At 74.5% G+C, this 14,428-nt stretch carries 12 protein-coding genes; 7 read left to right on the top strand and 5 right to left on the bottom strand.

Going from position 1 to position 14,428, the window contains the following annotated elements; genetic code table 11:
* Positions 1–13: 13 nt before the first annotated feature.
* The 4 genes from ACPFP2_RS10880 to eccCa form a co-directional block, all read right to left on the bottom strand.
* Positions 14–1,423, bottom strand: coding sequence for a S8 family serine peptidase (locus ACPFP2_RS10880; RefSeq protein WP_424088559.1), 1,410 nt, complete (start codon positions 1,421–1,423; stop codon positions 14–16).
* Positions 1,424–1,507: 84 nt separating this feature from the next.
* A complete protein-coding gene (locus ACPFP2_RS10875) occupies positions 1,508–1,786 on the bottom strand; it encodes a WXG100 family type VII secretion target (RefSeq protein ID WP_091300322.1) in 279 nt (92 codons plus the stop codon).
* Positions 1,787–1,814: 28 nt separating this feature from the next.
* Entirely contained in the window at positions 1,815–2,123 is a 309-nt protein-coding gene (locus ACPFP2_RS10870; protein WP_088977186.1) for a WXG100 family type VII secretion target, read from the bottom strand.
* Positions 2,124–2,389: 266 nt separating this feature from the next.
* On the bottom strand, positions 2,390–6,352 hold the full coding sequence (gene eccCa, locus ACPFP2_RS10865) for a type VII secretion protein EccCa (protein WP_424088556.1): 3,963 nt from the start codon (positions 6,350–6,352) through the stop codon (positions 2,390–2,392).
* Positions 6,353–6,519: 167 nt separating this feature from the next.
* Here eccCa and eccD point away from each other — a divergent pair, with 167 nt between their 5' ends.
* A complete protein-coding gene (gene eccD, locus ACPFP2_RS10860) occupies positions 6,520–7,917 on the top strand; it encodes a type VII secretion integral membrane protein EccD (RefSeq protein WP_424088554.1) in 1,398 nt (465 codons plus the stop codon).
* On the opposite strand, the gene ACPFP2_RS10855 is transcribed toward eccD, so the two are convergent.
* Positions 7,901–9,082 (bottom strand): type VII secretion protein EccE, encoded by a 1,182-nt coding sequence (locus tag ACPFP2_RS10855; protein ID WP_424088552.1) that lies wholly within the window; start codon positions 9,080–9,082, stop codon positions 7,901–7,903. The two genes, eccD and ACPFP2_RS10855, sit on opposite strands and share 17 nt — an antisense overlap.
* A 161-nt stretch (positions 9,083–9,243) precedes the next feature.
* Here ACPFP2_RS10855 and eccB point away from each other — a divergent pair, with 161 nt between their 5' ends.
* From eccB to ACPFP2_RS10825, 6 genes are all read left to right on the top strand, one after another.
* On the top strand, positions 9,244–10,722 hold the full coding sequence (gene eccB, locus ACPFP2_RS10850; protein ID WP_424088550.1) for a type VII secretion protein EccB: 1,479 nt from the start codon (positions 9,244–9,246) through the stop codon (positions 10,720–10,722).
* A gap of 92 nt (positions 10,723–10,814) precedes the next feature.
* Positions 10,815–11,183, top strand: coding sequence for a hypothetical protein (locus ACPFP2_RS10845; RefSeq protein ID WP_424088549.1), 369 nt, complete (start codon positions 10,815–10,817; stop codon positions 11,181–11,183).
* The gene (locus ACPFP2_RS10840) at positions 11,176–12,441 is read left to right on the top strand and encodes a WXG100 family type VII secretion target (protein WP_424088548.1); all 1,266 of its coding nucleotides are present in this window, start codon (positions 11,176–11,178) and stop codon (positions 12,439–12,441) included. The genes ACPFP2_RS10845 and ACPFP2_RS10840 overlap by 8 nt, the downstream gene beginning before the upstream one ends.
* A 214-nt stretch (positions 12,442–12,655) precedes the next feature.
* A complete protein-coding gene (locus ACPFP2_RS10835; protein ID WP_424088546.1) occupies positions 12,656–13,012 on the top strand; it encodes a hypothetical protein in 357 nt (118 codons plus the stop codon).
* A gap of 139 nt (positions 13,013–13,151) precedes the next feature.
* Entirely contained in the window at positions 13,152–13,949 is a 798-nt protein-coding gene (locus ACPFP2_RS10830; protein WP_424088545.1) for a hypothetical protein, read from the top strand.
* A gap of 56 nt (positions 13,950–14,005) precedes the next feature.
* Positions 14,006–14,347: a hypothetical protein gene (locus ACPFP2_RS10825; RefSeq protein ID WP_424088543.1), complete on the top strand. Its 342-nt coding sequence runs from the start codon at positions 14,006–14,008 to the stop codon at positions 14,345–14,347.
* Positions 14,348–14,428 lie beyond the last annotated feature (81 nt).

The following is a 14,428-nucleotide window of genomic DNA, read 5'->3' as shown; positions in this document are numbered from 1 at the left end:
CAGACTCTCTGGCTTACTGGTGGTGTCCGCCCCGGGCGGGCGGGGCCGGCGGAGGCGTCACCCCCGGAGGCGGCCAGCCGACGCCGGGCGGCGCGGCGGGGGGCGCGTAGGGACCGGCCGCCTGCGGCGGGACCCCGGGCGGCGTCCCGTACGGCGCCGGGGCGGGCGGGTACGGGCCGGACGCGGCCGGAGCACCCGGCGGCGGGAAGCCGGGCCCACCGGTCGGCGGGCCCGACGGGGCGGCCGACCGACGTCGGGAGCGGCGGACGAGCACGAAGACCAGGATCGCCACCGCCAGGGGCACGAGCAGGCACAGCGCGCCCTGGACCAGGGCACCGGTCCGGTTGGTCACGCCGAACGAGACGGCCGGACCGTCGTCGGGCTCGGACCGGCCGGGCAGCGGCGCCGCGCTCCCCCCGGCGGGCGCGCCGGCGAGCAGCGGGTTCGCGTCCACGGCCGGCACCTGACGGGTCAGCGCCGCGACCGGGTCGACCGCGCCGAACCCGTAGTCGTCGTCGCGTCCCGTCGGGCCCCGGTCCTGGGCGGTACGGATCAGCCGGTTGACCACGTTGGCGGCGTTCAGGTCGGGGTACTTGGCGCGCACCAGCGCCACCACGCCGGACATGATGGCCGCCGCCTCGCTGGTGCCGCTGCCGATGCTGTACCCGTTGTCCATCACGGAGGTGGGGCGGGGCGAGATGATGTCCTGCATCGGCGCGGCCAGCACCGCCTCGCGCCCGGTGGCGCTGCCGGAGTTCGCGGACCCGTTCCTGCCCAGACCGGTGACGGCGACGACCCCGGGAATGTTGGCGGGCGAGATGATCGCGTGTTCGCCCTGCTTGGTGTTGCCGGCGGAGGCGACCAGGACCACGTTCTTGTCGTTGGCGTACCGGACGGCGTCGACCAGCGCGGGGGTGCCCCTGCCACGGCCGCCGATGGACATGTTGACGACGTCCGCGCCCTGGTCGACCGCCCAGCGGATGCCCTCGGCGATCTCGTCGTCGGTCATCCGCTCGCCCAGCGACACCGGCAGGATCTTCGCCTCGGGCGCGATGCCCAACTGGCGCATGGCGCCGCCGCCCTTACCGGCGATGATCCCGGCCATGCCGGTGCCGTGGGCGATCTTGTCGTCGGTGCCCCGCCCGTCGGCGGTGGTGTCCGCGCCGATCCCCCGCCCGGCGAGGACCTGACCGCGCAGGTCCGGGACGCGGGGATCGACGCCGCTGTCGAGCACGGCGACGGTGACCCCGCGGCCCTTGGTGATCTTGTGAGCCTGGGGGATCTTGAGCGCGTCGAGGTACCACTGCAGGCCACGCACCGTGTCGGCGCGGGCCGGGGCCGGTGCCACCAACGGTGCCGTGCCGGTCGCGGCCACCAGGGCCAGCACGGCCACCGTCGACCTCAGATACTTCCCCGTACGCATGGCACTCCCAGAACTCGGGATAAAAAAACCGGGTTTGGTCTCGGTTCCGGTCTAACCGGACCGGAGCCGCGACGGCTGATTATCTCAGCCCCACACCTTGGCGTTGCTCATCTCGGTGGAGACGTAGTTCTCGCGCGCCACGCCGACCGCGCCACCGATCTCGTTGAGGATGCGGTTGATGTCGCGGACAGCGCTGTCCCACTGCGCCTGGTGCTGCTCGTAGGCGGCCCGGTCCTGACCGTCCCACTGGAGCTTCGACAGCATCGAACGCAGCGTGTCCAGCTTCTCGTCGATGGTCTTCGAGATGGACTGCATCTGCTGGTTCGCGCTCTCGAGGACCGCGTAATCGACCTTGATGCTCATTGATTCCTCCCCTGCTCGTCTCGGCGGATCACGGGTTGAGAGCAGAGTGGAACTTGTCCAGCATCTGCTGCTGCTCTTCGTCGTTGACCTGGTGCGTCGTACCCGACTTGTCGAGCAGGTCGGCGATGTTGTCCATCGCCGTCAGCAGCTTGACCGTGTCCTCGTTCCAGCGCGTCATCAGCGACTGGAAGCCGGTGGACGCCTGCCCCTTCCAGGCGATGGCCAGGTCGTCCACGACGTTCCACAGCTTCTTCAGCTCGCCGTCGACCTCGCTGCGCGTGGACCGCACGTCACTCGCGGCGGTATGCAGAGTCGCTGCTTCGACCTCGAACGCCATGCTTCACACCCTTCCGTCTTCTTGTGGCGGCGGAAACTGCCGCGCCCTCCCCCGCGGCAAGGCCGAACCCCACCGACGGACACTCATGGGAGACGGTAGCTCACCGTGTCCAACGCTCGCAGCCCTGCCCGGGGCGGGACGCGCCGCGTTCGGTGTCATTGTGGACACCCGTCGTCGTCACGTCCACGGCGATCCCGTCGATCGACAAACTTCACAATCTGTCCGAGTCGCGGCGGGTGGCCGGGAACCACCCCGGCCACCGGCGGTCACACCGGCTCGACCCAGGCGGTCTGGATGAGCTGCTGACCGTCCCGGCGACGCACCAGCGTGCCCCGTCCCGGCGGCTGTGGGCTGGGCCGGAGCGTGCCGAAGACGGCGCCCTCCTCCCGGTTGCCGGACATCAACAGGCCCGGCGAGTCCAGCTCGCGCAGACGTTGCAGCACCGGCTCGTAGAGGGCCCGTGCCACGCCACCGACCCGTCGGGTAACGATCAGGTGAAGTCCGATGTCGCGGGCCTGCGGCAGCAGCTCGTGCAGGGCGCTGAGCGGGTTGCTGCCACCGGAGGCGACCAGGTCGTAGTCGTCGACCAGGATGTAGAGGTCCGGCCCCTTCCACCAACTCCGGTCCCGCAGCTGCGCGGTGGTGACGTCCGGGCCCGGCAGCCGGTTCTGCAGCGCGGAGCGGATCGAGCCGAGCCCCTGGCTGAAGACCTGGTTCGACGGGGCGTAGTCGAGCAGGTGGTCCCCCTCGACCGCGCCGAGCAGGCCGCGCCGGTAGTCGGCGATGACGATCCGGGCCTGGGCCGGGGTGTACCGCTCGACGATGCCCCGGGCGATCAGCCGCAGCACGTTGGTCTTGCCGCACTCGGCGTCACCGAAGACCGTGAGGTGCGGCTCGTTCGCCAGGTCGAGGTGGACCGGGGCGAGCGCCGACTCGTTGACACCGATCGGCAGGCCCGGCGCGGACCGGTCGGAGATCCGCAGCAGCTCGGCGAAGGGCAGCTTGCGCGGCAGCAGCCGGACCTTCGGCGCCGGCTGGCCCGGCCACGCGTCCGCGACGTGGCGGGCCAACTTGATCGACGCCTCGGTCAGGTCCTCGATGTCCCGGCGGTTGTCGATCCGGGAGACCGCGGCCAGGAAGTGCAGCTTGTCCCGGGTCAGGCCGCGTCCGGGCGCGCCGGTCGGCACGTTGGCCGCGGCCCGCCGGTCGATCTCCGACTCGTTCGGGTCGCCGAGGCGCAGCTCCAGCTTGGTGCCGAGCAGGTCCCGCATGTTGATCCGGATCTCCGCCCAGCGCACCGCGGTCAGCACCACGTGCACCCCGAAACCGAGGCCACGGTTGGCCAGGTTGGTGATGGTCTGTTCCAGCTCCTCGTACTCCTGGCGCAGCGTGTTCCAGCCGTCCACCACGAGGAAGACGTCACCGAACGGGTCGTCGGCGAACTCGCCGGCCGCCCGCCGCCGCCGGTAGCTGGCGACGGAGTCGATGCCGTGCTGGGCGAAGCGGGTCTCCCGGTCGTCCAGGATCGCCACCACCTCGGCCACCGTACGGCGGACCGCCTCGGTGTCCCGCCGGCCGGCCACGCCGGCCACGTGCGGCAGCCCGTCCAGGCTGCGCAGCGCGCCACCGCCGAAGTCGAGGCAGAAGAACTGCGCCTCGCGTGGGGTGTGGGTGAGCGCGAGCGAGGCGATCATCGAGCGGAGCAGGGTGCTCTTGCCGCTCAGCGACGCGCCGACGATGACCACGTTGCCGCCCGCGCCGGCCAGCTCCACCATCATCGGGTCGCGCCGCTGCTCGTACGGCCGGTCGACGACGCCGACCGGGACGGTGAGCTGCCCCCGTCCCGGCCAGGTCGCGGTGCACAGGCCGAAGGTCGAGTGGACGGCCAGCGGCGGCAGCAGCTCGACGAGGCTCGGCGGCTCCGCCAGCGGCGGCAGCCACACCTGGTGGGCCGGCGTGCCCCGACCCTTGATCCGGTCGATCAGCACGTCCAGCATCGCCACGGCCTTGCCGTCGGCCGGCTTCTCCTCCGCCGGCGTCGCCTCGACCGGGGTCTGCGGCACCTGCACCGGCACGAAGTTCACCCCGTACGGGACGATCCGGCGCTGCACCATCGCCCGGGACGACTGCGGGCTCTGCCCGGGCGCCCGGTACGGCCCGGAGACGTACGCGGCCCGGAACCGCAGCATGGTGCTGGTGTCGGTCTTCAGGTAACCGTGTCCGGGCGCGTTCGGCAGCTCGTACGCGTCGGGCACGCCGAGCACGATGCGGCTCTCCACCGCCGAGAAGGTCCGCAGGCCGATCCGGTACGACAGGTGGGTGTCCAGGCCCCGCAGCTTCCCCTCCTCCAGCCGCTGCGAGGCGAGCAGCAGGTGCACGCCGAGCGACCGGCCGAGCCGGCCGATCATCACGAAGAGGTCGATGAAGTCCGGCTTGGCGGCCAGCAGCTCGCTGAACTCGTCGCAGATGATCAGCAGGCTGGGCATCGGTTCGAGCGGCTCGCCGGCCGCCCGGGCCTTCTCGTAGTCGAACCGGGAGACGTAGTTGCCGGCCGCCCGCAGCACCTCCTGCCGGCGGGTCATCTCGCCGGCGAGCGCGTCGCGCATCCGGTCGACCAGCGGCAGCTCGTCGGCCAGGTTGGTGATCACCGCGCTGGTGTGCGGCAGCGCCTCCAGCGAGGCGAAGGTGGCGCCACCCTTGAAGTCGACGAGGACGAAGTTGAGCTCCTCCGAGGAGTGCGTCACGGCGAGCGCGCCGACGATGGTGCGCAGCAGCTCGCTCTTGCCGGAACCGGTCGCGCCGATCACCAGGCCGTGCGGGCCCATGCCCTCGTGCGCGGACTCCTTGAAGTCCAGCTCCACGACGTTGCCGTCCGGGCCGACGCCGAGCGGGATGCGCAGCCGGTCGCGGTGGCTGCGGGGCCGCCAGGTCTGCTGCACGTCCACCGCCGCCGCGTCGCCGACGCCGAGCAGGTCGGGCAGCTCCATGCTGCGCGCCAGCGGCTCCTCGGAGGTGGTCTGCTGCTGGGAGAGCCGGTACGGCGCGATCTGTCGGGCCAGGCCCTCGGCGGCCTCGGCGCTGAGCCGGTCCGGCGTGCCGAGCCGGGAGTTGGCGGTGCCCCGGACCAGCTCCAGCGAGCTGCCGTCCCCGGCGTCCAGGCAGAGCAGCCAGCGGCCGGCGTCGCGCGGGACGGCGCCGGAGAGGTCGATCGTGGTGACGCCGAGCAGCCCCGGCCCCATCAGCTGGCAGGTCGCCGAGACCTCACCGCCGTCGATCACCACCACCACGTGCCCGGCGGTGGTCAGCGGCTTGGCCTCCGGGGTGAAGCGGGGCCGGCCGGCCAGGTCGGCGGAGAGCGACTCCTCGGCCTCGGCGAGGCTGGCGAAGACGAGCCGGCGGGCGCCCGCCGCGTCGGTGCGCGCGCCGTGGTGGGCGTGCGGCAGCCACTTCACCCAGTCCCACGCCGGCTGCCGGTCGGGTGCGGCGACCACCGCGAGGATCAGGTCGTCCGGGGCGTGGAAGGTGACCAGCTGGGCCAGGGCGGCCCGGGTCAGGTCGAGCACCGGGTCCCGGTCGCCGCGCAGCACGATCCGGCTGAACGCCCGCAGGGAGAGCGCGGTGGGCAGGTCGGGCACGCTGGAGTGGGCCCGGACGAACCGGCGCAGCGCGATCGCGCTCATCGGCTCCAGGTCCTCCACCGGCTTGGTCTCCGGTGGGACGATCTCCACGGCCAGCCGCTGCGGGCCGGTGGCGATCCGTGCCTCGCCGAAGTCGTCCTCGGTGATCCGCCGCTCCCACATGCGCCGGGAGGCGGCGATCGACCAGAGCGCGTCCGGCTCGGGGTGCCGCCAGGTCATCGCGGCGCGCTGCTGCTCGGCCGCGCGGCGGGTGCGCTTGCGCATCTGGGCCAGGTAGCGCATGTAGTCGCGCCGTTCGGCGTTCAGCTCGGCCTTGTCGTTGTTGCCGTGGCTCATCGTGCCGAGCGCCATGCCCAGCATGGAGACACCGAACAGACCACCGGCGACGTACGTCATGGTGCTGCCGCCCCGGCCGGCGTAGAGGAAGGCCATCGCGCCGACGCCGCAGAGCATCGGCAGGATCATCAGCATCTGGCCGAGGCTGCGGGGTGTCTGTTCGGGCAGCTCCGGAGGAGACTCCAGCAGGACCTCGCCCCGGGGCAACGGTGGCCCGGCCTTACGTGGAAGCCGACGGAACACGACCGTGCTCACGGCTGTCTCCTCCCCAAGAGCGGCCCTGACGCGGTACGCGACCGACCGGAGTCGTCGGGTGGGCATCGTACGCGCCCGCCATCGTAGGTAATCTCCCGTGGGCGTCGTGGACCCGCGGGGGCGAGCCGCCGGCCGAGGTGGATCTGAGAGAGCACGAGGAGGCCACAGTGGCGACGAAGTCGGCGACCGGTGGACTGAGCCGGATCACCATCGTGGCACCACGGACCAGGATGGATCTGGCCCTTCCCTCCGACGTGCCGCTGGCGGACCTGCTGCCCACCCTGCTCCGGTACGCCGGGGAGGACCTGGCGGACGAAGGCGTACGGCACGGGGGTTGGAGCCTGGCCCGGCTCGGCGGGCAACCGCTCGACGGTGGCCGCACCGCGGCGCAGCTCGGGGTCCGCGACGGCGAGGTGCTCTACTTCAACCCGCGCTCGGCCGCCGCCCCGGAGATCGTCTTCGACGACGTGGTGGACGCGGTGGCGACCGCCACCAACCAGCGTCCGGGCACCTGGCAGGTCGGCACCACCCGGTCGTTCTCGGTGCTGCTGGCCGCGGCGGCGCTCGGTGTCGGCGCGGCGGTGACGCTGTTCGCCGGTCCGCCGCAGCTGCCCGGCGCGGTGGCCGCCCTGCTGGTGGCGGTGCTGCTGATGGTGGGCTCGGCGGTGCTGTCCCGGGCGGCCGGCGACAGCCGGACGGGCGCGGTGCTGGCGATGGCCGGGGTCGGCTACGCGGCCGTCGGCGGCCTGCTGGTGCTGGCCGGTGACCGGGGGATCAGCGAGCTGGCCGGCCCGCACGTGCTGCTCGCGGGCACCGCGGTGGTGCTGTTCGGGGCGATCGCCGGACTGGCCGTGGGCGACCGGATGCCGCTTTTCCTCGGTGCCGTCACCGTCGGCGCGGCGACCGCCGTCGGCGCGCTGCTCTCGCTGGCGTTCGGCGTGGGCGCGGCGGCGGCCGCCGCCATCGTGGCCACCGTCGCGTTCGCCACCCTGCCGGCGCTGCCGATGACCGCCTACCGGCTGGCCCGGCTCCCGGTGCCCTCCATCCCGACCGGCCCGGACGACCTGAAGACCGACACCGAGACCGTCGACGGGCGGCGGGTGCTGCGGCAGAGCGAGCGGGCCGACCAGTTCCTGACCGGCCTGCTGTGGACGGTGTCGCTGCTGGTGCTGGGCGGCCAGATCGTGCTGGCCGGCAACGGCCGACTGCCGGCGGTGCTGCTCTGCCTGGTGCTGGCGCTGCTGTCGCTGCTGCGCGCCCGGCCGTTCATCGGACGCGCACAGCGCACCCCGGTGCTCTTCGCCGGCTCGCTCGGGCTGGCGCTGGCCGCCTGGGCGACCTTCGTCGGTGGATCGCTGTCGACCCGGCTGGGCCTGGTCCTCGGCGGTGTCGCGCTGACCGTGGTGATCAGCCTGATCTACGGGCTCAGCGTGGCCGGCAAGCGGATCTCGCCGGTCTGGGGCCGGGTCCTGGACATCGTCGAGATCCTGCTGATCGTCGCGGTGGTGCCGCTGGCGTTCTGGGTGTGCGGCCTCTACGGGTGGATCGTCAATCTCCGACCCTGATCGTCCCGGCCGCGGTGGCGACGGGCGTGGTGGCGTAGACCCCCGGCCCGTGCTGGCCGTCCAGCGGCCGGGCCGGGATCCCGCACCGGCGGGCCACGTCGCGTACCACCTTGACCAGGGCCTCGACGTGTCCGTCGAGGGCGGCGACGCGCAGCAGCGGCGGCACCGGCCGCCCGCCGGGCACCACGACCGTCGCCACCGTGTGCGACGGGGCGGAGGTGGCGGTGACCGCGTCCACCAGCGTGCCGAGCGACGCGCCGGGCCGCTTGCGCAGGGTCAGGCAGCGCTGCGTCCAGCCGCCGCCACGCAGCCCGGTCCAGGTCTCGGCCGGGGCCGCCGGGGCCAGGTCGAGGCCGGCGGCGGAGACCACCGCGGCCCGCAGTTCGTCCCGGCCGAGCACCCGGTGGCCCAGGCCGGCCGCATTCAGCGCCTTGCCGAGACGGCCGATGCCGGCCGCCACCGTGCGGTGCACGCCGTGCATCCCGCCACCCCGGGTCACCGCCTCGGTCCGGGCGTCCGGCACCGACAGCCGCAGCGCCACCCAGACCGTACGGTGGGCCGCCGGCGGCGCGCCGGGCGCCGGGTACCAGACCAGGGTGTGCGAGACGACCTGGGTGAGGGTGACCGGGCCGGAGAAGTCCGCCAGCACGCTCAGCACCCGGTCCACCGTGGCCGCCTCGACCGAGCCGGCCGGCGCGCCGGGCCGGCCGGTCAGCACCACCGCCGCGAACCAGCCCCGGCCGTCCTGCCCGATCCCGAGCCGGGTGCCACGCTCGGTGAGTTCGATCACGCTCAGCTCGGGGGTGAGCGCCGCCAGTCGGGGGTCGACGACCTTGCCCTCCGCGACCGCGGCCCGCGCCTGGTCGCGGCGGCGGCCCAGCCGGCGGCGCAGCAGCAGGTCCTCGTACCACCAGCGGCCACCGCGGCGCAGGAAGGTCGCCGCCAGCACCAGCACGGCCAGGCCGCCGACGACCCCCACCAGCCAGCCCGGGCCGCCCGTCGCCGCCCAGACGGCGAGCGCGCAGAGCTCCACCAGGACGAGCTGGCCGACCGCGACCGGGCCGATCCGTCCGCGACCGCGCCGGTCGGCCGGCACCACCGGACGGTCGTCGGGGACGGCCGGGGTGGTGGGCGTACGCCCGGGTGGCGCCGCAAGCTGCGTCATCGGTGAGCGTCCCTTCTGGACATCGTGGAGCATCCGCCGGTGGGTGCGCCGCCGGTGGGCGGGCGGGGGTCCGTCGACCCGCCGACGGCCCTTATCGTAGGGAAGCCCGCGACGGAGTTGAGCCCTGATCGTCGTGGACCCGTCCCCGTCGGAGGTCAAACATGCGGACCCGCCGCGATCAGGTGCAGGCGTACCGCTTCGTCACCCGACGCATCGTCTCGGGGATGCTCTCCGGCGACCCGGAGACCACCAACCTCCCGATGCGGCGCCTCGGCATGGCCGTGGTCGGCAGTGTGCTCGCCGCCACCATCGTGCTCGGCGGCGCCGGGGCGTACGGCCAGTTCACCGGCAACACCGCGCCGCTGGAGACGAACACGCTGGTGATCGAGCGGGAGACCGGGGCGACGTACGTGTTCGCCGACGGGGTGCTGCACCCGACGTTGAACTACACCTCCGCGCGGCTCATCCTGAACGAGGCCGACGCGCCGGTCCGGACGATGTCCCGCGCGTCGATCGCCGAGCGGCCCCGCGGTCGTACCGTCGGCATCGTCGGCGCCCCGGACGCGTTGCCGGACCGAAAGTCGCTGGTCGGTCTGCCCTGGTCGGTCTGCGACGTGCCGGACCCGGGCGACTCCCGGCGCTCGACCACCCGGCTGGTGATCGACCGGCCGATCTCCGGCGGCACCCCGCTGGGCGACGAGGCGGTGCTGGTGCGCGGCGGCGGGCAGCGGTTCCTGCTGGCCAACGGCGCGCGGGCGCAGATCGTCGGCGGCGACCCGGCGCTCGCCGCGCTGAAGATGACCAACGCGACCACCCTCGACGTGGGCGCGCCGCTGCTCAACGCGGTGCCGGCCGGCCCGGCGCTGCGGCAGCTCGGGATCGAGGGTGACGGCGCGCCGAGCGGCCGGACGGTCGGCGGTCGGCAGGCGCGCGTCGGCGACGTGTTCCGGGCCGCCGGCGAGCACTACGTGCTGACCCGGGACGGCCTGGTCTCGATCGGCGAGGTCAGCGCGCTGCTGTTGCAGAGCGACGGCGGCCAGGTCACCGACATCACGCCGGACGAGGCCGGCCGGCTGCTGACCGACGAGCGGCTGGAGGCCGAGGGGACGCTGCGGACGCTGCCCGCGCTGCGCGCGGTCCGTCCCGGCCAGTCGGTGATCTGCGCGACCTACCGGTCCGGCCCGGGTGGCGGCCCGCCGACCACCACGCTGGAGGTCTTCGACCGGGCGCCGGCCGAACTCGCCGACTCGGACGGGGTGACGGCGGCACGGCAGGGCCCGCGCGACGCCGTCGAGACCGCCGACGAGGTGCTGCTGCCGGGCGGCCGGGGCGCGCTGGTGCAGGCCGCGCCGGGCGCCGGCGAGGGCACGGAGCCGGCGGCCGGCGCGACGGTCTACCTGATCACCCCACAGGGCGTGCGGTACCCGCTGGGCAAGCGCTCCGGCGACGCGGTGGCCGCCCTCGGGTACGGCGGGGTGAAGCCGCTGGTGGTGCCGGCGTCGCTGCTCTCGCTCGTGCCCACCGGCCCGACCCTGGAACGCCAGGACGCGCTGGCCTACTTCGCGCCGGGCGACGAGGCGGGCAGCCCGTCGCCGTCGGCGCCGGGCGAGGCCCCGGAGTCACCGGCGCAGGGCGGCTGAGCGGGGGCGGCACGTCGGCGGGTCGCCCGGGCTGGCACCGGTCGACTAACCTGAGGCCGACGGTATCGACTATGGACAACGGGGATGCTGCCATGACCGGGCGTACGACAGTCGACGTACTGTCCTTGGAGGACTTTCACCAGCGGTTGGCGGACCGGCTGACCCAGGCCGAGGCGGCCCTCAAGAAGCTGAACACCGAGTTGCAGTGCCGCCCGCCGGCTCTCGGCACCTTCACCGACGGCACCGGCAACGCCCGCCGTTACAGCGAGATCCAGGCGAGCTACGCAGAGCGGGTGGGGCGGCTGCGCCGCGCGGTGGAGGCGTCCCGGGCCGCCACCAACACGATCATGACGAACTACCGCACCACCGAGGCGCGCAACGCGGCCAACGCCAGCGACATCGACGCCGCGCTGAACGGGGTGAACGAGGCGCTCAAGGAGCGGGGGGACCGCAGTGTCTGAGTACACCCAGCGCTACCAGCACGTGAGCCACCGCGAGCTCTACGACGCGGTGCGTGCCGGTGACCCACAGCAGGTGGAGGGCCTGGCCAGCCAGTGGAGTTCGCTGCGGGACACCCTCGACGGCCTGGCCCGCGACCTCGACGCCGACCTCGAGAAGCTGGCCCCCACCTGGACGGGGGACGCGGCCCGCGAGTTCCACGACCGGCTGTCGCTGGTGGTGCGCTACTCCACCGAGCTCGCCGAGGGCACGGCCGACGTGCGGCAGGCGCTCAACCTGATGGCCGGCCAGCTGCGCACCGCGCAGCAGAAGGCGGAGAGCCCCGAGGCGACCGACGACCACGACAAGGCGATCGACGGGGCGACCAAGGGCGCGCTGCTCGGTGTGCCGGGCATGATCGTCGGCGGCATCATGGGCCACCAGCAGGACAAGGCCGAGCAGGAGAAGGCCCACCAGCGGATGGTGGAGGTGGTCGCCGACCTGGCGGCCGGCTACGAGGTCGCCCGTTACGGGCGGATCGTCGACCCGCCGGCCCCGCCCACGCGGCTGCCCGGTGACGCCGACCGCAGTGGCGTGCCGGCGCAGCACGGACCGGCGGTGAACAGCCCGGCGTCCGCGCCGACCACGGGGAGCTTCGGGCCCGGCGGCGGCGCCACCGCCACCACCGCGGGCGGTGTGTCCCAGGGCCCGGGCACCGGGTCCGGCGGCGGCACGGGCACGGGCGGCACGGGCACCGTCGGATCCACGACGGGCGGTCCGGGCGTGATCGACGCCGGCACCGGCACCTCGCTCGCCGGCGCCGGCGGGGTGGGCGGTGGCTCCGGCCTGGCCGGGGCGAGCCCCACGACGACCGGCGGGCCGGGCACCGGCTCGGGCTCGATGTTCGGGGCGGCCGGGCTCGTGGCCGGCGGGGTGCTCGGCACCGGCGCGCTGGCCTCCTCGGGCGGCCGGGCGGCGGCCACCACGCCGAGCCGCCCCGGTACCCCGACCGGCATGGAGAACCGCTCCGCGGCCGGCACCGGCCGGCTGGCCTCCAATCAGCTCGGCGCGGGCGGTAACGGCGGCCGGCCGGGTGCGGGCGCCGGCTCGGCGAACCGGGCCGCCACGGCGGGCGGGGCGGGTCGCAACGGCGTGATCGGCGGTCGGGGTCAGCACGGCGAGGACGACACCGACGAGCGGATGACCTGGCTCACCGAGGACGAGATGGTGTGGGGTGACGGCGGCACGACCGCGCCACCGGTGCTCGGCGGCGACCGCTGAGCTGACCCGACCACGACGGCCCACCCGGCAACGCTCCGGGTGGGCCGTCGCTCTTTCTGCCATTCTCGTCCTCGTCGATGCATCCGGCGGCTGCCCACCGTCCGCACCCCCTCCTCGGGAGAAGTCCGTCCACATCGCACGCCGTGGCCCGGGTCACCCCGATCGCCGCCGTCGTGACGCTGCGCGGACCGCGCGGTGGCGATAGGTTGGAGACGTGCCCGTAGCCGCCTCCCGCCCGATCTGGACGGCGACGCTGCGCGCGCTTCGCGATCTCACCCGGCTGGCGGTGACCGCTCTGGTGCTCGCCGTCGGCGTCGGCGCCGTGGCGGCCGGTCCGGCCGTCGCCGCCCCGGTCGGCCCGGGCGTGACGATCTCCAGAGCGGCCGAGCTGCCGGCCACCGCCTCCCGGCCGTCGACCGACGAGCAGGTCGCCGACGCCCCCGCCGACCGGCCGCTGCCGGCCCGGCGCGACACCGTCCCCGCCGACGAGCCGACCGCCTCGACGGTCCCGGCGGCGGCGACGGATCCGGTCCGGGACGCCACCGGCCGGCGCGGTCCGCCCCGCGGCTGAGCGCCGCGGCGTCTCCGGGCGCCGGCCGCCGCGCGCATGGTCGCGGCCCCTCAGGGGTACGTCGACCCGCGCCCCCACGTCGCCCCCCGCCGGGCACCTGCTCGTCGTCCACATCGATCCCCGCCGTGAGGTGCTGGTGATGCAGACCGTCTTCTCCTCCGTCCTGCCCGACGTCCCCGCCGCCGCCGTGATCTGGCTGGTCCTGCTCACTGTCGCGGCCGTCGCCGTGGGTGCCCTGGTGGCCCGCCCCGCGTGGCTGCGTTCCGCCGTCGCCGGCCGGATCCGGCAGGCGGCGCTGCCCAGTCACGTCGAGCTGGCCGAGGAGGAGCGGGAACGCGTCCGGTACGCCGAGGAGATCGCCGTGGCGGCCCGGCGCGCCGGGGCCACCGCCGAGCGGTGCCGGGCCGGGTGGCTGACCGCGCAGGAGGAGGTCGAGGCGGCCTGGGCGGCGTACGAGGCAGCCGAGGCGGACGTCCGCCGGCTCTCGGCCGCCGCCGCCATGCCCCTGCCGCAGACCGCGCAGACCCCGGCCGAGTACGCCGACCGGGAGCGGTTCCTGCACCGGGCGGCGCTGGACGCGTACTGGAGCAAGGAACTCTCGGTCGAGCAGTTGAGCGACGTCTTCGCGCACCGCAACGGTTGGGACCCCCGCCGGCACCCGGTGGAGCAGGAGCTGCTCCTGCACCGGGCGGTCCGGGACAACCTGGCGGCCCGGCACCGGGCCGCCGTGGAGCGGGAGCGTGAGGCGTGGCGGGCGGCCGAGCTGGCCGCGGCGGCGGCGCGCAGCCTGCGCGCCGAGGCGTTCGCCGCGCTCGACCGCCGGCCGGAGGAGGTCGAGTCGGTGGTGCCGATGCCGGAGACCCGGCGCCCCGTCGCCGAGCCGATCCGCGAGCCGGCCTCCACCGCCCGCGGCCGCGCCCCCGTCCCCGCCTACTGACCCACCCGGCCGGCTCCCGCCCGCCCCCTCGGGTGCGGGTGGGTTAGCGTGACGGGATGTCCCGGGAGACGGTGGTGCTCGTCGTCATCGGCGGCGTTCTGGCGCTGGCGACGCTGGTCGGCGCGGTGCTGCTGGCCGTCCGGGTGGTCCGCGCCCGGCGGATGCTCGGCAGCCTCGGCGTGGGCGGCAAGGTGGCCTTCTACGGCGCGCTGATCTACACGGTCTTCCCGGTCGACGTGCTGCCCGACCCGATCTACCTGGACGACATCGGGGTCCTCGCCGGTGCGCTGATCTACCTGACCCGGCTGGCCCGTCAGCGGCGGACCGCCACCCGAGGGCTGCCCGAGCAGCCGGACAATCCTCCTGGCCGGAGCCGGGTACGCCGTCCCGTGCCATGATCGGTCGGAGCCGTGTGCCCGTGACGCCACGGCTCGGCGGCCGGCATGCGGCAGCCGGAGATCAGCCAGCCGGCGTGCGGT

The sequence above is a fragment of the Micromonospora citrea genome, assembly GCF_049629545.1.
GTDB classification, from domain to species: Bacteria; Actinomycetota; Actinomycetes; order Mycobacteriales; family Micromonosporaceae; genus Micromonospora; species Micromonospora citrea_A.
The sequence above is the reverse complement of the archived record's forward strand: the minus strand, read 5'-3'. Positions and strand labels throughout refer to the sequence as shown.